Origin of the sequence: Streptomyces sp. NRRL F-5122, from assembly GCF_001507435.1 — a bacterium.
Lineage (GTDB): Bacteria > Actinomycetota > Actinomycetes > Streptomycetales > Streptomycetaceae > Streptomyces > Streptomyces lannensis.
The window spans coordinates 93,408-112,632 of sequence record NZ_LMWH01000117.1; the positions used below are offsets into that span (position 1 = coordinate 93,408).

The window sequence follows — 19,225 nt, forward strand, 5'->3', positions numbered from 1 at the left end:
CAGTGCCTTACGGAAGCGTCCAGCGCCCCATGCCCGTCCTCCCCCCACGGTCCGCTCGAGATCTTCGCGTCTAGTCGGGCCGCGCTCGGCGGGAGCCTGGGAGCTGATCAGGATCTGACCGGCGTGAACTGCCTGGTGGCGGCCATGACCGGCGGGTGGGCCGATCTGTTCGTCCGTCAGCCGGGGATACGCCCCGTAAAAATCCGGAGTCTCGGGGACTGCCGTTCCGTGGGGCTTCCGAGGTGGCCGGCCCATCGTGTTCATCCTCCTGCACTGGTTTGCCGGCCCGCCACCGCCTGCTCAACCCACGACCGCAGGACGTGCGCGGGTGCCGCGCCGGTCTGCCGGGCGACCGTCTCGCCATGGTCGAGGACGAGCAGGGTCGGCACCGCCTGCACCTGGAACCGCCGGCCGACCCGGGGGTTCTTGTCGACGTCGACCTTGACGAGCTTGATCCGTCCGGCGAGCTCCCGGGCGACCTGTTCGAGGGCGGGGCTGACCATACGGCAGGGGCCGCACCAGGTTGCCCAGAGATCGACCACGACGGGCGGGGCGGCGTTGTCGGCGACCTCGGCGAAGTCGTCGTCGCTCGCGTCGACGATCCAGGGCAGGGCCTGCTTGCAGTGACCGCACTTGGGGCGGCCCTCTGCGGCCACGGGCACCCGGTTGGTGCGCCCGCAGTTCGGACAACTGACGGTCGCCGCCTGCATCGTGCTCATGCCGCCCGTGCTCCCTTCACGTCCTCGGGCTGGTCGTAGGTGACCACCAGCTCTCCGTGTTCGGCGTCGACGCGGACCGTCGCGCCGTCCTGGACGTCGCCGCGCAGCAGGGCGCGTCCGACCAGTGTCTCGACCTCGTGGGAGATGTAGCGGCGCAGTGGCCGGGCCCCGTACACCGGGTCGTAGCCTTGGTGGGCGATCACTTTTCGGGCGGCGTCGGTGAGTTCGACGGTGATGCGGCGCTCGGCCAGCCGCTGCCGCAGTTCGTCGAACTGCAGCTCCACGATCCGCTCGATCTGCCGCTCGCCGAGTGGCTTGAACAGCACGATGTCGTCGACGCGGTTGAGGAACTCCGGGCGGAAGTGCCCGCGCAGCTCGCCCATCACCAGGGCGCGGGCGTCGGGCTTGATCTCACCTTCGGCGGTGGCGCCGTCGAGGAGGTGCTCGGAGCCGATGTTGGACGTCATGATGATCACGGTGTTGCGGAAGTCGACGGTGCGGCCCTGAGCATCGGTGATGCGGCCGTCATCGAGGATCTGCAGCAGGGTGTTGAAGACATCGGTGTGCGCCTTCTCGATCTCGTCGAACAGCACAACCGAGTACGGCTTGCGGCGTACCGCCTCGGTGAGCTGGCCGCCTTCCTCGTAGCCGACGTATCCGGGCGGTGCGCCCATGAGCCGGCTGACGGTGTGCCGCTCTTGGTACTCGCTCATGTCGAGGCGGACCATGTTCTCCTCGGAGTCGAACAGGGTCCGGGCGAGGGTCTTGGCCAACTCGGTCTTTCCGACGCCGGTGGGGCCGAGGAAGATGAACGAGCCGATGGGGCGGCGAGGGTCGCGGATTCCGGAGCGGGCGCGGATGATGGCGTCGGCGACGAGCTTGACGGCTTCGTCCTGGCCGATGACGCGTTCGCGCAGGATCTCGTCGAGGCGCAGCAGTTTCTCGCGTTCGCCTTCCTGGAGGCGTGCGACGGGGATGCCGGTCCATGCGGCGACGATCTCGGCGATCTCCTCCTCGGTGACGACCTCGCGCAGCAGCCGGTTCTGCCCTTGTTTGGCGGCCAGTTGTTCCTCCTCTGCGGCGAGTCGGCGCTCCAGGTCCTGAAGGCGGCCGTAGCGGAGTTCGGCGGCGCGGTTGAGGTCGTAGGCGCGTTCGGCCTCCTCCGCTTCGTGGCGGACCTGCTCCAGTTCTTGGCGCAGTTCCTGCACACGGCGGATGGCCTGCCGTTCGGCCTCCCACTGGGCGTGTTTGGCATCCGCCTCGCCGCGCAGTTCGGCCAGTTCCCTGCGCAGCTCCTCCAGGCGAGTCTTGCTGGCGGCGTCGGTCTCCTTGGACAGGGCCGCCTCCTCGATCTCCAGGCGGGTGACGCGGCGGGTGATCTCGTCGAGTTCGGCGGGCATCGAGTCGATCTCGGTACGCAGCCGGGCGCACGCCTCGTCGACCAGGTCGATGGCCTTGTCGGGCAGGAACCGGTCGGTGATGTAGCGATGGCTGAGGGTGGCCGCGGAGACCAGCGCGGTGTCCTGGATCTTCACACCGTGGAAGACCTCCAGGCGTTCACGCAGTCCGCGCAGGATGGAGATGGTGTCCTCCACGCTCGGCTCGTCGACAAGAACCTGCTGGAAGCGGCGTTCGAGGGCGGCGTCCTTCTCGATGTGCTTGCGGTACTCGTCCAGGGTGGTGGCGCCGATCATGTGGAGTTCGCCGCGGGCGAGCATCGGCTTGAGCATGTTGCCCGCGTCCATCGCCCCCTCGGCGGCGCCCGCGCCGACGACGGTGTGCAGTTCGTCGATGAAGAGCAGGATCCTGCCCTGGGCTGCTTTGACCTCGCTGAGGACGGCCTTGAGGCGTTCCTCGAATTCGCCGCGGTACTTGGCGCCGGCCACGAGCGAGCCCATGTCGAGGGCGAACACTGTTTTGTCGCGCAGGCCCTCGGGTACGTCGCCGCGCACGATGCGCTGGGCCAGGCCCTCGACGATGGCGGTCTTGCCGACGCCGGGATCGCCGATGAGGACGGGGTTGTTCTTGGTCTTGCGGCTGAGGATCTGGGTGACCCGGCGGATCTCCCCGTCACGACCGATGACCGGGTCCAGCCGCCCGGACCCAGCCTCGAGGACCAGGTCGCGGCCGTACTTCTCCAGCGCCTCGTAGGCCACTTCGGGGTTGGCGGAGGTCACTCGCTGGTTGCCGCGGACCTGGGTGAGCGCGCTCAGGAACGAATCCCGGGTCACGCCGTGCTCCTTGAGCAGGCGTCCGGCGGCGGTCGCCGAGCCCTCCTCGGCCAGGGCGAGCAGCAGGTGCTCAACGGACACGTAGTCGTCCTTGAGGCGTTTGGCCTCCCGTTCGGCGGCGTCGAGCAGGCGGGCGAGGCGCTGGGTGACGAAGACCTGGCCGGGTGCCGCGCCGGGGCCGGTGACCTTCGGGCGACGGGAGAGTTCCTCGCGCACGGCCGCGCGCAGCTCCTCCGGCTCGGTGCCGGCCTGTTGCAACAACCGCGGGATCAGACCGTCCTCCTGATCGAGAAGCGCGAGCAGCAGGTGTTCCCCGTCGACCTCGGTCTGCCCCATGCGGACGGCCGCGCTCTGGGCCTCCTGGAGGGCTTCCTGGGACTTCTGGGTGAGACGGTTCATGTCCATGGGGGTGTTTCACTCCTCGTACCGGCGCGGCGCAGGGCGGCTTCGAGCATGCTGATGCGGTCGAGCAGGTCGAGCACCAGGCCGATGGATGCGTAGTTGAGGCACAGCCCGGTGCGCAGCCGCTGGACGCGGGCGAGGGCGGCCGGTGCCGTGGGTTCGAACACCAGCCCTCCGGAGGCGTCGCGCTCGGCCTCGACCAGGCCCAGAGCGACGAACCGGCGGATGAGGTCGGGATGGACGCCGGAGCGGCGGGCCACGGTCTGCAGAGAGAGCCTGGGCACCGGCACGATCGCGTACCGGACAGCCGTCGAGGCGGTGAGGTCGGCGCCCGTTCGTACCGGACGGGCGCCCACGCCGGCCCTGTCGATGCCTGCTGCTCCCGAGGGTCGTTCGTTCATCGCGTCCTCCTGGGGTCGAACGAGGAAGTGGCGGCGAGCTCCTCGAACAGTTCGCGCTCCCGGTCGCCGAGGGTGGGCGGCACCATGATGCGGAGTTCGGCGTACAGGTCGCCGTTCGCGCCGCGCGGGTTCGGCATGCCCTCGCCACGCAGCCGCAGCCGCCGGCCGCTGGACGAGCCCGCGGGCACCGTGACCTTGGCCGTGCCGCCGCCGGGCGTGGGCACCGGCACGGTCGCACCCAGGGCCGCCTCCCAGGGGGCGACCGGGACCTGGATGTGCACGTCGCGGCCGTCCAGCCGGAACCGGGGGTGGGGCCGGAAACGTACCCGCAGGTACAGGTCGCCCGCAGCGGCGTCACCACTGCCCCGGGCGCCCTCACCCGCCAGCCGGATGCGCTGCCCGTCGGTGACGCCCGGCGGCACGTCGACCTCGTACCGCCGCGGCTGCCCGGTGGGACCGGCGAGCGTGACGGTGCGACGGCCGCCTCGGTACGCCTCCTCGACGGTGAGCGGCAGTTCGGCCTCCTGGTCCGCTCCGGGGACGCCGCCTCGGGCGGCGCCGGCTCCGAACATGGAGCCGAGCAGGTCCTCGATGTCGATGCCCTCCGCTCCGAAGTCGTCGCCGAAGCCGGTGGCGTATCGGACACGGGGGCCGCCCGCGCCCGCGGTGCCCCGAGCGCGGAAGCCGCCGCCCGCTCCGGCCGCGACCCGTTCGTCGAAGTCCTCGGGGATCTTGCGGAAGTCCTCGCCGAAGCGGTCGTAGCGGGCCCGGGTCTTCGGATCCGACAGGACGCTGTACGCCTCGTTGAGGTCCTTGAAGCGTTCCTCCGCCCCCGGGTCCTTGTTGACGTCGGGGTGGTACCTGCGGGCCAGCTTGCGATACGCCTGCTGGATCTCGTCCTTGTCGGCGTTGCGCGACACGCCGAGCACCTCGTAGAAGTCCCGCGCCATGGCCGCTCACTCCCGCTTCGCGACAGTCACGGCGGCCGGCCTCAGCTGCCGTTCGACCTCGCCGTAGCCGGGGCGCAGCACCTCGACGACCGTGCCCGGTGGGGCGTCGGGGTCCTGGACCACGCCGACGACCTCGTGTCGGGAGGGGTCGAACGGGACGCCGGTCTCGGCGTGACGCTCGTAGCCGAGGCGTTCGAGGATGGACACGGCCTGGTCGCGCACAGCGCGGACCCCCTCGACGATCGCCCCGGGGTCGGAGCCCGCGTGGTTTAGGGCCAGTTCGAGGTTGTCTACGACGGGAAGGAAGGCCGCAGCCGTGCGGGCGCGTTCGACCGCGCGCTCCCGGTCCAGTTCCCTGGCGTGACGCTTGCGAAGATTGTCGAGGTCGGCGAGGGCACGACGCCAGCGGTCCTCGACCTCTTTCAGCGCGGCCGCGTACTCGTCTTCGGCCCCGGCCGGACCGGTGGCCGCGTCGGGCCCCGGTTCGGCCTCCGTGGCCGGCGACGCGGGCTCAGGCAGGTCGCCCTGCGACGGTTGTGCGGCGCCTTCGGGCGGCAGGTCGGACGCTCGGTCCTGGGGGGGGATCGGCATGGCGGGTACCTCAGCCCTTGTCGAACTCGGCGTCGATCACGTCTTCGTCGGCGCCGGCACCGCCCTGCCCGGAGCCGTCCGGCCCGGTGGTGTCCGACGGACCACTCGCCGCCGCGGCTCCGGCCTGGTGGGCGGCGAGCCCGGCGTAGATCTGCTGGAGTTCGGAAATCAGCGGCCTGACCTTGTCCACTCCAGCCTCGTTCTTGACCGCGTCGCGGGCCTCTGCCACCAGCATCTCGGCTCGCGCCTTTTCGTGCGCGGGCGCTGCGTCGCCCAGTTCGGTGAGACGCTTCTCGACCTGGTAGGCGATCGCGTCGAGTTCGTTACGGGCGTCGACGGCCTCGCGGAGTACCTGGTCCTGGCCCCGGTTGCTTTCGGCCTCCTGGACCATGCGTTCGACCTCACTGCGGTCGAGGTTGGAGCTCTCGCTGATGGTGATGCCCTGTTCCTTGCCAGTGTCCCGGTCGCGGGCCTTGACGTTGAGGATGCCATTGGCGTCGACGTCGAAGGTGACCTCGATCTGCGGTTCGCCCCGCGGCGCCGGCCGGATGTCGGTGAGCTGGAACCGGCCCAGCACCCGGTTGTCGGCGGCCCGTTCGCGCTCGCCCTGGAGGACCACCACATCGACGGCCGGCTGGTTGTCCTCAGCGGTGGAGAAGGTCTCCGTACGGCGCACCGGGATGGTGGTGTTCCGCTCGATGATCTTCGTCATCACTCCGCCGCGCGTCTCCACGCCCAGCGACAAGGGTGTGACGTCGAGCAGCAGGACGTCCTTGACCTCGCCCTTGAGCACTCCAGCCTGGATCGCGGCGCCCAGCGCCACGACCTCATCGGGGTTGACACTCATGTTGGGTTCCTTGCCACCCGTCAGCCGGCGGACCAGGGCCTGGACCGCCGGGATACGTGTGGAACCGCCCACGAGGATGACCTCGTCGATGTCGCTCTCGCCGACCTTGGCGTCAGCCATGGCCTGCTGGACCGGTCCCAGACACCGCTCCACCAGGTCGCCGCTGATCTGCTCGAACGTGGACCGCATGATCGAGGCGGTGAGGTGCTTGGGGCCCGACGCGTCGGCGGTGATGAACGGCAGGCTGACCTGCGTCTGCGTCACCGAACTGAGCTCGGTCTTGGCCTTCTCCGCCGCCTCGAACAGTCGCTGCAGCGCCTGCGGGTCCTTGCGCAGGTCGATGCCGTTCTCCTTCTGGAAGTCGTCCGCGAGGTAATCCACCAGACGCCGGTCGAAGTCGTCGCCGCCCAGGTGACTGTCGCCGGCGGTGGAGCGCACCTCCACCACGCCGTCGCCGACGTCGAGGATGCTCACGTCGAAGGTGCCGCCGCCCAGGTCGAAGACGAGGACGGTCTCATGCTGCTTCTTGTCCATGCCGTACGCGAGGGCAGCCGCCGTCGGCTCGTTGATGATCCGCAACACCTCCAGGCCCGCGATCCGTCCGGCGTCCTTGGTGGCGGTCCGCTGAGCGTCGTTGAAGTACGCGGGCACCGTGATGACCGCCTCCGTGACCCGTTCCCCCAGCTGCTTGGAGGCGTCGTCAGCGAGTTTGCGCAGCACCTGTGCGCTGATCTCCTCAGGCGCGTACAGCTTGTCCCGCACCTTGAAGCGGGCCGCCCCGCCGTCGCCCTCGACGACGTCGTACGCCACCGCCTTGGCCTCGTCGGAGATCTCGTCGAAGTGCCGGCCGATGAACCGCTTGGCCGAGTAGATGGTGCCCTTCGGGTTGAGGATCGCCTGGCGCCGGGCCAGCTGGCCCACCAGTCGCTCGCCGGTGTCGGTGAAGGCCACCACGGACGGTGTCGTGCGGTTGCCCTCGCTGTTGGGCACGACTGATGGCTCGCCGCCCTCCCACACAGCTATCACCGAGTTGGTGGTGCCCAGGTCGATGCCCACTGCCTTCGCCATGAAGATCTCCTCCTGGTGCGGCGGCCTGCGCCGACTCTCCGAATCACGTTCGTTCAGGTATGGATGGGACCTCCGCCCGTGGTCTGCAGCGCGCCGATCAGCCACACAGCCACGTCAGCGACCACGACGACCTCCTACCGGCTCGGCTGCATCGAGCGGAGCGAGGAGAAAGCCTGGCGACGGCCCTGCAGCGGCATACCAAGCAGCGCGCCGACGACAGCTCCGAAGATCAACCCGCACAGAGCGAGGAGCCGGAGACGACGGGGTCGAGCCAGTTCACAAGGCCGAACAGCCAGCCGATCAGGACACCCGGGAGCGCACCGCTCGCCGCCCCGTGAAGGGCGGCCCTGCCGTAGTCCACCCGGCCGATCACCTGCTCGACCAGGCGCACGTCCTCGCCGATGATCGCCACCCCCTCCACGGGAAACCCATGGTCAGAGAGGTGGTCAACGGCGCGTTCGGCTTCCCAGTACGTCTTGTACGAGGCAACCGGCCTGCCATTCTGCTCGGTCATCGCCCAGCCCTTCCTGCCGATGCGCACGGAGGGGTTCGAACACTTCTCAGGGTGGCGAGCCGAGTGGTTCCACGCCTGCGCCTGGCGAGTCAGAAATGCGCGGGTCCGGTCGCCCCACGAGTACTAGAGGAAGAATCCCAACATCTCGGATGAGCCTGCCGGAGAGCGGGTACCCGGAACACCGCTCGCCTCCCAGACGGCTCGGGAGAACGGAGTGATCCCATGTCCGGCAGTCGGGTATACAGCCTGTACCACCGCTCCGACCGGGAGGGGGGCCTCCCGTGGGGCAGCGCCAGGCGGTCCCACATGGCCGTGCGGAGAGGGCCCGGTCCGCCCGTGTCAACCCCAGCCGACCATGCCCTCCACGAACTGATGGTGCTCTCCAGCGCCCTGTTCGACACCCTGGACGAAGGCGAGATTTTGCGCCTGGCCATGGACCACGTAGGCGCCGCAGGGCCATACAGCGCCCAGGCCGGATACCTCAGGGTGGACGGCGACCTGGTCCCCAGCCCGAGGAACGGGCGGATCCATGCCTTGGCCGTGGACCGGAGGGTGCGGGAGCTGGCCGGGCAGGACGGCCCTGTGACCGTATCCGGCAGTCCCTGGGGCCGGGCCCTGGGGTTGCGCGGACTTGAGGGACTCCACGGTTACCTCGTGGTTACGTCCTGCTCCCAGCCCACCGAGGCTGAGCGCTCCCTGCTCGCCACGCTCGTCCGGCACACCGCTGCTGCTCTGTCAGTCGCCTTCGCACACCGCCGCCGACACGAGGACGCTCTGGCGCTGCACCGGCTCAGGGGGGAACGCACAGCCTTCCAGCGGCAGCTGATCTCCGTCGTGGCTGAGCTGGGGTACCAGCGGGCCGTTCACGCACTCATGGCCGACGTCGCTGCCTCGGGCGGCGGTGAGGAAGCCATCACCCACGCACTGCATGGGCTCACTGGACTCCCCGCGGTGGTCGAGGACCGCTTCGGTCGGCTGAGGTCCTGGACCGGCCCCAACCGCCCCGACCCTTATCCGGAGCCGGACCCCGTGCGCCAGGACGAAATGCTGCACGCCGTCGCTCGGGAGGTCGGGCCGGTGCGGATGAAGGATCGGCTGATCACCCTGATCCGCCCGCACGGCAAGATCCTGGGCGTGCTCGCCCTGGTCGATCCCCGGACCGAGGCCGATGAGCACACGGTGCTCGCGATGGAACACGCCGCCACGGCGCTCGCCCCGGAGCTAGCGCATCTGCGTAACCTGGCCGAAGTGGAGCTGAGGCTGCACCGCGAGTTGGTCGACGACCTCCTCGCAGGGACGGACGAGGCGAGTGCCTACGCCCGGTCCGAGGCAGTCGGACACGACCTGCACCGCATCCACTACGTCGTCGTGGTGCAGTGGTCGAACCGGACTGCGGACGATTCCTTCGCGCAGACCGTGGGCCGGGCGGCCTCCAACGTGGGCATGCGCTCGCTGCTGACCCGACGTTCCGACCACGTGGTCCTGGTCGCCGACGACAGGCCGCACGCCCACGCACTGTACGAGGCGCTCGCCCGGGAGACCGGGACACCGTCCGGGGCGATCGGAGTGAGCGCCCCTTGCGACTGCCTGGACGACATCCCTCACCGCTACCAGGAGGCGCAGCGCGCCCTGGAAGTGCGCCGTTACTCCTGCGAGTGCTACGGCACGACGTTCTTCGACGAACTCGGCCTCTACCGCATCCTGGGACCTGGCAACGATTACCAGGAACTACAGACGTTCGTCCACGAGTGGCTCGGGCAGCTCATCGACTACGACTCCCGGCACCACACGGCCATGGTGGAGACCCTGTCCCGGTACTTCGACTGCGGCGGCAACTACGACGAGACCGCCGAATCCCTCGCGATCCACCGCAGCACGCTGCGCTATCGGCTCCAGCGCATCCGCGACATCAGCGGCAAAGACCTCGCTAACGTGGAGCATCGGCTCAACCTCCAGGTGGCGACCCGGGTGTGGAAGATCGTGCTGGGCGGACCCGGCTGATGCCTCGCGGGAACTGTTGTGCGAGCGGTCTAGTGGCCATGGGTCGGGCTGCCGTGCTACAGCGAGTAGCGGCTCTCGATGTTGCCGATCGAGGCCAGGGAGCGGACCTCGGTACGCTCACCTACGCGCCTCTCTGCCCTCGTGCACCACTGCCGGGCGGTCGTTTACTCACCACTCGGCTGTTCCTCCTCTGCGGCGGGCTTCTTTCTGGATTTGGTACCCCCCCAGGCGCCCGCATGGCCGCGCTCGATGCTCTGCACCGTGCCGGAGAAAAAGCACCAGAAGGAGCGGGATCGGCGCCGGCCAGGACTACGACCAATTCGAGCGAACGGAAAGCCGAAAAGCGGCCCCCTGTGCCGAGGCAACCGGAAGGCCGCTCAGTCGCAACCGATCCCCGCTATGAACCGCTCGTCACCTCGGGCACGTTGTAGCCCTCGACCCGGAGCCGCGGCCGTGCTGCCTCCACATGCGCGGGCCAACTGGCGGTGATCGTCCGGGACTCACCGGGCAGGAGCCACAGGTAGTTGTCGCTGTACTCGGCGGGCAGCACCCGGTGGCCGGACGGGGTGTCCACCAAGGAGACGCGCACCATGGACGCGACCGACGAACCCCGGTTGGTCACGCGCGCGGTCAGCTCGCGCCGTCCGTCGGAGCTGCTGTGCGAGCCGGTGACGTCCACCGCGACCCTGGTCTGCCGTGCCTTGTTCAGCGCCTGCATGGCCTCCGGGGTCTTGTACCGCCAGTACGTGTTCTCCGCGAGCGTCTTGCCGTGCTCGTCCGTGAGCCGCAACTGCAGCAGGTACAGCTCCGGCAGGGAGCCGCTCGGGGCGGCGGTGAACGCCTTCGCTGTTGCGGACGGCGCGACGTCCACGGTCGCCTTCTGCTCGCCGGCCACCATCCGGCCGTCGAGGTCGTACCAGCGGGCCGTCACGGTGGCCTGACGGATCGCGTGCGGAGTGTGGTTGACGGCGATGACCTGCCCGTCGACCGGGCTCGCCTGCACGTGGACGGGCTCGGAGGCCTTGCGGGAGCCGTAGTAGGCACCGTTGACGTCGAAGTCGTAGTCATAGGTCTGCCAGACCGTGCTGTACCAGGCGGGGTGGGACATCCACAGCAGCAGGGCGCTCGCGTCGTCCCACAGCTTGGCGTTCCATGCCTCGAACATGGCGCGATGGTTCTCGTAGTTGAGGAACTGCGCCTTGCGGCAGAAGTCGTCCAGGTCCTTCGCGGTGCCGAGCCGGGACTCGATGGCCGCGCGGTAGTTCTGCGGGGCCTGGTTCCCCTTCGTGCTCCAGTCGTGGTAGTACCAGGCGCCGCCGATGGGCCATTCGGGCTCGTGGCCGACCAGGCGGCGCACGGTCTCCGCCGTGGAGACGACCGGCATGCCGATCTCGGTGTGGAAGCCGTAGTTCTTGCTGCCGTAGGTGGTGGCGGAGAAGTACTTCTCCGGCTCCACCCAGCCGTAGGGACCGCCGCCGGTGACGATGCCGTCGGCCGAGTTGTTCTGGTACAGCACGCCGGGTGCCCCGGAGTGGACCGCGTCGCGCATGCCGTCGTCGATCGCGGCGGGCGGGTTGCCCTCGTTGGCCCCGCACCACACGACAACGCTCGGGTGGATGCGGTAGCGGAGCACGACGTCCCGAGCCGTGCTGTTGAACGCGTCGTGGTCCGGGGGGTCCATCGCCCAGGCGTTGGGGAAGTCGTTCCACACGAGCAGGCCGTGCTGGTCGCAACTGGTGTAGAACTCCTCGCGGTTGCTGCTGCCCACCCAGTTGCGGATCATCGTGAAGTTCATGTCGCGGTGCATCCGCACCGCCGTGTCCATGCGCTCGGCCGGCATCCGGCGCAGCAACTCGTCCCAGCCCCAGTTGCCGCCCCGGCAGAACACCCGCACACCGTTGACACTGATCTTCAGCGGCGCGATCGAGTTGTCGACGGACTTGACGTCCTTCCAGTCGGTGCCGGTGTCGGAGACCTGGATCGTGTACGTCCGCGCGTACGCCTGCTCCCAGGTGATGGCCACGCGATCGAACCGCTCCGGGGCGCCGAGGTCGAACCGGATCCAGCTGTCGTCCTCGTAGATCGAGGTCCAGCGGGTGTTGACGTCGCCGTCCACCGCGTTGCCTGCGACCGTGCCCTCGCCTTCGGAGGAGGCGGTCGCGGGCTTGCTCAGCGCCAGATTGGTGCCCGGTCTGGCGCTGTCCACGACGGCCAGGTCCCACATCGAGAAGCCCCAGCCGGTGGCGCGGGTCCGGCAGAACACCCGCATGTAGCGGGCGGTGACCGCCTCGAACTCGACGTTCTGCATGCTCGCCGAGCCGGAGGTGTTGAACGGCAGCGGAGCGGCGGCGTTGTCGACGTCGCGCACGTCGGTCCATGCGGAGCCGTCGTCGGAGACCTGGACGGTGTACGTCTTCGCGTACGCCTGCTCCCAGTTGACGGTGATCCGGTCGAAGGCGAGGGAGGAGCCGAGGTCCACCTGGACCCACTGCTCGTCGTCGAAGGAGGACGACCAGCGGGTGTCGCCGTCGCCGTCGGTGACGTTGCCCGCCCCACGCGAGGGGTCGTCGGTGGAGGACGCGGTCGCCTTCTTGCCGAGGGCCAGGTCGTCGCCGGGCGTGGCGCTGTTCAGGACCGACAGGCTCCACATCGAGGAGCCCCACTGGGTGGCGCGGGTGTGGCACAGGATGCGGACGTAACGTGCCTTCTGCCGGGGGAAGTCCACGCTCTGGGTGAAGATGTCGCTGCTCCACCGGAACGTCATCGGCACTGCGCCGTACTCGTAGCCGAACTGGCGTATGCCGAAGCGGGTGGTGCGGCGGTCGCTCTCCCGGCCGTCCACGGACGCGGTCAGGGTGAGGTCGTGCAGGTTCGGCTCGCCGTAGCCGTTGGGCCACCACAACTTGGGATCGTGCAGGCGCAGTTGCGGGAAGTCGGCGGGGGCGAAGGTGACGTCCGTGCTCGTGCCGCCGGCCACCGTCACGGTCCGGGTGACCCGCACCCGGCCGAACGCGGCGGTCACGGTGACGCGCTTGTCGCCGGAGTCGGCGTTGCGCACCGGGACCACGACGGTCAGCTCCGCGGTGCTGGTGTCGGGCAGGCCGGGCAGTAGCGTGTCCACCCGCGGGTCGCCGATGACGGCCGCGCCGGTGGAGCGCAGCCGGACGTGGTTCCAGATGCCGGCCGCACGGTCGCGCACCGCCGGCATCCAGTCCCAGCCCGAGGAGGCCAGGTAGGTGGGCGAGTTGCGGTTCATCATGTTGGCGCCCGCGTCCACGAACGCGAGGCCCGCCGGGCCCTTGTCCGTCGGACTGCCCGGGAACGGCATCGGGGTGATCTTCACCGCGAGCGCCTGGCGGTCGGACGCCAACAACTGGGTCACGTCGTAGGAGGCGCGCGAGAACGGGTTGCTGAAGGAGCCGGCCTTCGTGCCGTTGAACCAGACCTCGGCCTCGTGGTTGACGCCGTCGAACTCCAGCCAGACGTGCCGTCCCGAGCCGGTCTGCAGTCCCCTGGGCAGGGCGAACTCGCGCCGATACCACCAGGCGTGCCGGGACAGGGCCTCGGGCACGTGCAGATTGTTGAACCCGGCCACCGGGTCGGGCAGATGACCCTGGCCCACCAACGAGGTCAGCACGGTGCCGGGGACGGTCGCCGGAAGCCAGCGGCTCGTGTCGTACATGGTGCGGGACAGGGCGGCACCGTCGGCGCCGGTCCAGTCGTCCATGGTCAGGTCCCAGCCGGACTCCAGCGGGACGGTGCCGTCGCCGGCCACCTTCAGCGGCTCGGGGTGCCGCTCACGCACAGCCCAGTCGGTCCAGCCGGTGACCTCCGGGCGCCGGGTGCGGCAGGTGCCGTACACCTGAAGTCCGTTGAGACCGAGGGGGTTGGCGTTGGAGCGCTTGGCGACCGTCATGCGGACCCAGCGTGCGGTGACCGTCTTCGGCAGGGCGATCTCCATCTCGCCGCCCTTGCCGGAATCGGTGTGGTACACGGCCGTCCAGGTCTTGCCGTCACGCGAGATCTCGATGACGAAGTCCACGGCGCAACTGGACAGGATCTCCTGCCCGGTGGTGTTGTCCCGGGGGCTGCCGGTCGGGGACTCCTTGAACGGCGGATCGTCCGAGGTGGCCTCGAACACCAGCCGCACGGAACTGACTTCGCACAGCGCCTGAAGATCCACCTTGATCCACTGCGGATCGCCCGCCGCCGCACGCCAGCCGCTGCCCCGCACTCCGCGCACCGCGAGACCGTCCACCGCGAACTCCGCCGGCGTGGGGGCATAGTCGGTCGAGGACACCGAAACCGGCCGGTAGACGGCGAGTTCGCTCGACCGCGTGTCCCGGTCGGGGTGTCCTGCTCCAGCCGTGGCGGCGGACGCGAGCGGCCCCATGCCAAGGCCGAACCCTGCCAACAGGGTTGACCCCGCCGACAGTACGGCACGACGGGAGGGCACGGTGGACTGATCCGACATGAGGCTCCGATCAGGGAAAATCCAAGGAACGGCGGGCTGAGGGACCAGGATGACAACGTTGCCACCCCGCGACACGGTGCCGAACACTGCCGCCACACAACCCGACTGTCAAGACATCGAGCACGCTTTGCTTCTATTAAATTAGGAATACATACTGGCAACGCTTCGGCCAGGCGCACCGCCTTCCCCGTGCTGCTGTAGACCCCTGCACCGGCCGCGATCCCTGGGCAGGAAACCCGCTTCAGTGAGCCGTCGATCAGGACGACGCGGCCGGCCCCCCGCAGGTGACTCTCTTCAGCGCCCGGCTCCAGCCGCGGGGACTGTGCGATCGTGCGGGCCGCCGCACCTGACCCGAACCCCCCGCTCACGCCCTCTTGTTGAGCATGCCGTTGATCTGCAGCCCCTCGGCGGGGGTGATCCGGCCGTGGGGAAGGTCGACGCCCAGTGCCTCGGCCAGCTGCCGCTGATGGAGGTCGACGGCGGCTTCGACCAGGTCCGCGAGGGCTGCACCCGACGCCCGGCCCCTGTGCCGGCCGACGAGTCCCAAGACCGCGCCCACCGGCAGCGCCGGCCACCAGGCCAGCCCGAGGCACATGATAAGGAGCCCCCACGCGGTGGTTTCCGACGAACCCTGGTACCGGGAGTACGCGGAACTGATCAGCGGCCGGGCGGTCTCCGGCAGGAGGAGCCACAGCCGAGGCCACGCCAGGGCGGCCGAAAGCCCGTACTGCGCATCCACCCGTTCGTCCACCAGACGGAAACGGTCCCCGATGTCCGTGATCCGCGCGGGAAGGTACCGGTCCGGGCTGGTGCCCCCGTCCCGCTCTCGTGCGGCGCGGGCCCTCTCCCGCCGCCATCTCACCCAGCGCCGCGGACGGCGGGCGACCCGCACTCGCCGTACGGCAGCCGCGAGCCCCTGCACGACCAGTCCCGACACGGTGGCGGCCAGCAGGGCTCCGGCGACCGTGAGGGCCGTCGCCGCCGGACCCGTCGTCATCCGCTCGCCGAGACGCGTGAGTTCGTCGGCAAGGTGCGCGGAATCGATTGCCGATCCCTGCCCGAGCAGCACTCCGCACACGGCGGTGGCGACGAAGAGCAGACCGGGTAGCAGCAGAGCGCCCATCCAGCGGTCGGCGAGCTTCTTGCCAAGCTCCGCCAGGACAGTGTTCATCGTCAGGGCTTCGCACGCAGGATCATCGGCGCGTCGTCGACCTGGCAGCGCGGCTCCCGGCCGGACTCGTCCGCCTGCGACCTGCGCGAGCAGCGTCCCGTCGGGCATCGGTACTCGCCCTGGACGACCACCGGATCGAAGCCGAAGTCGTCGAGAACGGTCAGATCACCCGTGTGCTTGTCCGGTTCCGCCCGGGACGGATAGCCAAGGCGACGGCACACCGGGGCAGCGGATTCTCCGTTCCGTACCGCGGCCAGCGCGGCATCGATCCAGGCCAACACCTCCTCGTCACCGAGCGCGCCCGCGCGCAACTCCGGCGCGACGGCGCACAACCACCCGGCCAGGGCTCGATCCTCGGCAGTAGGCAATGCGGCCTTTCCTTCCTGTCGTGGTCACGAAGGTCCTGATCTCCTACGGTAGTTGTGGACGCATCGCTACGGGGGTCAGTTGCGTGGACCTGGACGAAGCCGTGGACGCGGTACGGGAACGGGTGAGCCGATGGGAGCATGGCGGCGACCGGGACGCCGTGACGGGGCCCGGTGTGCTGGCCCCGGCGGGGCGGATCTGGCGGACCGTCCTGACCGGGCAGGGCGCCACCGTCGAGGCCGTGTACGCACTGGCCGGGCTGCACTGGGCGCGCACGGTGGCGCTGGGCCAGGACGGCCCCATCGACGACCTTTGGGGTGCGCTCGTGCTGTACGGCGCGGTCGAGGGCGCGGAGTCGGTCAGGGTGCCCGACGAGGTGCGAGCCCTGCTGTCCCGCAACCCGTCGAACTACGACCTTTCCTTCGTCGGGCCGGAGCATTGGGGGCGCCGGGCGGCCCACCTGCTGAGAGAGGTGCAGGTCGACGAGGACCTGGACAAGCTCGACGAGGTGATCGAGCTGTTCAACGGCACGGTCGAGGCATACACGCCGGACCATGAGTACTGGGCCGGAGACCTGTCGAACCTGAGCCTGGCCCTGCACATGCGGTACTACCGGCGCGGCGACCCGACGGATCTCGACCGGGCGGAGCGGGCAGCGCGAGACGCGGTGCGCGGCACCGAGCCATGGGACCCCAAACTGCCACTCCGCCTCGACAATCTCAGCGCTGTGCTCCAGTACCGGGCCAGGTTCACGGGTGACGCCGTCGCCTGGGCCGAGTCGGTCCGGCTCAGTGCCCGTGCCGTGCGATCGACACCGCCGGAGCACCACTTGCGTGCGATGTTCGAGGAGAGACTCGCCTCCGCGCGCATCGGGCGCTATGAGCTGACCGGTGACCAGGGTGAACTTGACCAGGGCATCGAGGAGTTGGAGCGCACCGTGGCGCGGACACCCGAGAACGACAGGGCCCTCGCCACCCGGAGGAGCCGCCTCGGGGGCGCATACCACTCGCGGTATCTCCTCACCCGGGACCCACGCCCGCTGCACCGAGCCATCGAGTTGCTGACACAGGGCGCCGACGCCACACCGCTCAGATCGCCCGACCGGGCCGCGTCTCTGGCCGGCCTGAGCAAGGCCCTGCTCAGCCGGTTCGAGGAGACCGGTGCCGTCCAGGATCTGGACGACGCTCTCCTTGCGGGAGAGAGAGCCGTGAAGGAGGGCCCGGGCGAAAAGGCGGGGACGGCCGGCCTCGCACGCCGTGCGGATCATCTGCACACCTTCGGGCGGGCGTTGTTCGCCGCGTCCGAGTACGCTCACGACCGGTCCTTTCTCGACCGGGCCGTCGAAGCGTTCCGTGAGGCAGCCCGCACCGGGGCGGCGAGCGCAGACCTGCCGGGTCACCCGGGAGCGCCGGCCCACCTCGCAAGTCTCGGCGAAGCACTCATGGCCCGGAATTTCGGATTACTCGGGCAGGTCACCCCCTTCGGCCTCACCGACCTGGTCCACGAGACGGCACAGCTCGAGTGGGAGCGCAGGAAGGCGTCAGGGCCGGTGCTGGATCCCGCCGAGCTCGAGGACGTCAGGGAGGCGTACGAGTGCCTGCTGCGTGCCGTCGAACAGACCGGCCCGTACCATCCGGACCTCGGCGGCCGTCTCCGCGGCCTGAGCTCCCTCTCGTACAGTCTCTACCGTCTCCACGGCCGGCGCGGCGACGCCGACCGGGCGCTCGAACTCAGTGAGCGCGCCGTGCGGGTGACTCCGCCGCGGCATCCGCAGCGGGCCCATGCGGTACTGCTCCTTGCCTTTCTGCTGGCCGAGCTGGGCGGGGCAGCCGAGACCGACCGGGCCCTGTCTCTGTGGGAAGGGCTCGTCACCGACCCCTCGGTACAACCCTCGTCCCGCGCCTCGGCCGCTGCATACGCGGCGCGGGCACGGTGCCGACGAGGTGCCTGGGCCGCGGCCGTCGACCTGTACGCCCAGGCACTCGACGTGCTGCCCACGCTGGTCACGCCCGCCCAGGACACGCGTGCACAGGAGGAGTTGCTCACCCTGTGGAGCGGACTGGCCGGGGAGGCCGCGAGTTGCGCGATCGCCGCCGGAAACCCGGATCGGGCGGTGGAGCTACTGGAACAGGGGCGAGGCGTCCTGTGGTCCCAGCTACTCGACTCACGTACGGAACTGGATGCCCTGCAAGCCGTGGAGGCGGAGCTGGCCGAGCGGCTGACCGTCGTCGAAAGGGAGTTGAACACGTCACCCGAGGCGGGCGCCTCCGAGCCGTGGTGGGGCCGGATCGCCGACGGGCGCCTGACGCTGGCCGCCGAACGTGAGGACCTCGTCGCCCAGATCAGGACGTTGACCGGCTTCGAGGACTTCCGGCGTCCGGCAGGCATCGAGGAGCTGCGCCAGGCCGCCGCGGACGGTCCCGTCGTGCTGGTGGTGTCGAGTCAGTGGCGCACCGACGCGCTGATCGTCACCACGTCCGCCACCCGGACGGTCCCGCTCGGTGTAGGCCATCCGGAGCTTCTGGCCAGGACGCAGCGCTATCTGACGGCACTCCAGCGGTACGAGACCGGACCGCGCGACGCCCTGGCCCAGGTCACGCTCAATCTCATCGTCACCCGTACGCTGGAATGGCTGTGGCGGGACATCGTGGAACCTCCCCTGCGGGCACTGGAGTTGACCACTTCACCACCCGACGGCGCGGGCCTCCCCCGCCTGTGGTGGTGCCCCACCGGCCTGCTGGCGCTGCTGCCCCTGCATGCCGCCGGGATCCCGGAATCCGGCGCCGGTACCGCCGTTCAGGCCGGGGAATGCGTCCAGGACCTGGTGACGCCCTCGTACACGCCCACCCTGCGCGCTCTGCTCGACAGCCGTGCCGCCGCCCGTTCCTCCGCGCCGGGGGACGGAATGCTGGTGGTGGGGCTGCCGTCGACCCCCGGCTACGGTCCCCTGCCTCAGGTCGAGGACGAACTGGCCGCACTGCGAGCGGCGTTCCCCACATCGACAGTGCTCCGTGGCGAACGCGCGACCCGCCAGGCCGTACGGGAAGGGCTGCGCACACACCGCTGGGCACATCTGAGCTGCCACGGCGGCCAGGACCTGACACGGCCCTCGCAGGGGGGCGTGGTGCTGCACGACGCGGTGCTGACCGTGGCCGACCTGCGGTCCGACCACTTCGCCCAAGGCGATTTCGTCTTCCTCTCCGCATGCCAGACAGCCCTCGGCGGAGCCGGGGCCCCCGATGAGGCCATGGCCGTCACCAGCGCCCTCCAGTACACCGGGTGGCGGCAGGTCGTCGGCACGCTGTGGTCCGTCGGCGCCACCACGGCCGCCGAGGTGACCGCCGGCCTCTACGACGCGCTCGCCTCCGGCGGCACCTTGGACACCGGCGAAGCGGCGCAGGCCCTGTACGAAGCGGTCCGGGAATTGAGGAGGGCCGGCCACCCGCCCCGTGTCTGGGCACCGTTCGTGCATTCGGGGATCTGATCCGCC

General features: G+C 69.8%; 12 protein-coding genes. 2 read left to right on the top strand and 10 right to left on the bottom strand.

The window, feature by feature from the left end:
* Nucleotides 1-260 precede the first annotated feature (260 nt).
* The 7 genes from trxA to ADL25_RS50515 all read right to left on the bottom strand — a co-directional run bounded on the left by trxA (nt 261) and on the right by ADL25_RS50515 (nt 7,723).
* Nucleotides 261-719 carry a thioredoxin gene (gene trxA, locus ADL25_RS15330; protein ID WP_059128285.1) on the bottom strand — a complete coding sequence of 153 codons (459 nt, stop codon included), beginning with the start codon at nt 717-719 and terminating at the stop codon, nt 261-263.
* The gene (gene clpB, locus ADL25_RS15335) at nt 716-3,355 is read right to left on the bottom strand and encodes an ATP-dependent chaperone ClpB (protein ID WP_059128286.1); all 2,640 of its coding nucleotides are present in this window, start codon (nt 3,353-3,355) and stop codon (nt 716-718) included. Before clpB ends, trxA begins: the two co-directional genes overlap by 4 nt.
* On the bottom strand, nt 3,346-3,753 hold the full coding sequence (locus tag ADL25_RS15340; RefSeq protein WP_059128287.1) for a chaperone modulator CbpM: 408 nt from the start codon (nt 3,751-3,753) through the stop codon (nt 3,346-3,348). The genes clpB and ADL25_RS15340 overlap by 10 nt, the downstream gene beginning before the upstream one ends.
* Nucleotides 3,750-4,703: a DnaJ C-terminal domain-containing protein gene (locus tag ADL25_RS15345; RefSeq protein ID WP_059128288.1), complete on the bottom strand. Its 954-nt coding sequence runs from the start codon at nt 4,701-4,703 to the stop codon at nt 3,750-3,752. Before ADL25_RS15345 ends, ADL25_RS15340 begins: the two co-directional genes overlap by 4 nt.
* Nucleotides 4,704-4,709: 6 nt before the next feature.
* Nucleotides 4,710-5,294, bottom strand: coding sequence for a nucleotide exchange factor GrpE (locus tag ADL25_RS15350; protein ID WP_059128289.1), 585 nt, complete (start codon nt 5,292-5,294; stop codon nt 4,710-4,712).
* A 10-nt stretch (nt 5,295-5,304) separates the two neighbouring features.
* On the bottom strand, nt 5,305-7,209 hold the full coding sequence (dnaK, locus tag ADL25_RS15355; protein WP_059128290.1) for a molecular chaperone DnaK: 1,905 nt from the start codon (nt 7,207-7,209) through the stop codon (nt 5,305-5,307).
* A 229-nt stretch (nt 7,210-7,438) separates the two neighbouring features.
* Nucleotides 7,439-7,723 (bottom strand): general stress protein, encoded by a 285-nt coding sequence (locus ADL25_RS50515; RefSeq protein WP_234380923.1) that lies wholly within the window; start codon nt 7,721-7,723, stop codon nt 7,439-7,441.
* Between the two features lie 306 nt (nt 7,724-8,029).
* Here ADL25_RS50515 and ADL25_RS15365 point away from each other — a divergent pair, with 306 nt between their 5' ends.
* The gene (locus tag ADL25_RS15365) at nt 8,030-9,724 is read left to right on the top strand and encodes a PucR family transcriptional regulator (protein ID WP_059128317.1); all 1,695 of its coding nucleotides are present in this window, start codon (nt 8,030-8,032) and stop codon (nt 9,722-9,724) included.
* A gap of 397 nt (nt 9,725-10,121) precedes the next feature.
* On the opposite strand, the gene ADL25_RS15370 is transcribed toward ADL25_RS15365, so the two are convergent.
* The 3 genes from ADL25_RS15370 to ADL25_RS15380 form a co-directional block, all read right to left on the bottom strand.
* Nucleotides 10,122-14,198 carry a discoidin domain-containing protein gene (locus ADL25_RS15370; RefSeq protein WP_059128291.1) on the bottom strand — a complete coding sequence of 1,359 codons (4,077 nt, stop codon included), beginning with the start codon at nt 14,196-14,198 and terminating at the stop codon, nt 10,122-10,124.
* A gap of 364 nt (nt 14,199-14,562) precedes the next feature.
* Entirely contained in the window at nt 14,563-15,369 is an 807-nt protein-coding gene (locus ADL25_RS15375; protein WP_059128292.1) for a hypothetical protein, read from the bottom strand.
* Nucleotides 15,370-15,371: 2 nt separating this feature from the next.
* Complete coding sequence (locus tag ADL25_RS15380; RefSeq protein ID WP_147317853.1) at nt 15,372-15,737, bottom strand: hypothetical protein; 366 nt, start codon at nt 15,735-15,737, stop codon at nt 15,372-15,374.
* A gap of 20 nt (nt 15,738-15,757) precedes the next feature.
* Here ADL25_RS15380 and ADL25_RS15385 point away from each other — a divergent pair, with 20 nt between their 5' ends.
* On the top strand, nt 15,758-19,219 hold the full coding sequence (locus tag ADL25_RS15385) for a CHAT domain-containing protein (protein ID WP_159044932.1): 3,462 nt from the start codon (nt 15,758-15,760) through the stop codon (nt 19,217-19,219).
* The last annotated feature ends 6 nt before the right edge of the window (nt 19,220-19,225 follow it).

Excerpts from the sequence above, each read along its gene's own strand:
- trxA (WP_059128285.1), bottom strand. The coding sequence starts at position 719 with ATGAGCACGATGCAGGCGGCGACCGTCAGTTGTCCGAACTGCGGGCGC.
- ADL25_RS15370 (WP_059128291.1), bottom strand. The coding sequence starts at position 14,198 with ATGTCGGATCAGTCCACCGTGCCCTCCCGTCGTGCCGTACTGTCGGCG.
- ADL25_RS15365 (WP_059128317.1), top strand. The coding sequence starts at position 8,030 with ATGGCCGTGCGGAGAGGGCCCGGTCCGCCCGTGTCAACCCCAGCCGAC.
- ADL25_RS15350 (WP_059128289.1), bottom strand. The coding sequence starts at position 5,294 with ATGCCGATCCCCCCCCAGGACCGAGCGTCCGACCTGCCGCCCGAAGGC.
- clpB (WP_059128286.1), bottom strand. The coding sequence starts at position 3,355 with ATGGACATGAACCGTCTCACCCAGAAGTCCCAGGAAGCCCTCCAGGAG.
- ADL25_RS15340 (WP_059128287.1), bottom strand. The coding sequence starts at position 3,753 with ATGAACGAACGACCCTCGGGAGCAGCAGGCATCGACAGGGCCGGCGTG.
- ADL25_RS50515 (WP_234380923.1), bottom strand. The coding sequence starts at position 7,723 with ATGACCGAGCAGAATGGCAGGCCGGTTGCCTCGTACAAGACGTACTGG.
- dnaK (WP_059128290.1), bottom strand. The coding sequence starts at position 7,209 with ATGGCGAAGGCAGTGGGCATCGACCTGGGCACCACCAACTCGGTGATA.
- ADL25_RS15375 (WP_059128292.1), bottom strand. The coding sequence starts at position 15,369 with ATGAACACTGTCCTGGCGGAGCTTGGCAAGAAGCTCGCCGACCGCTGG.
- ADL25_RS15345 (WP_059128288.1), bottom strand. The coding sequence starts at position 4,703 with ATGGCGCGGGACTTCTACGAGGTGCTCGGCGTGTCGCGCAACGCCGAC.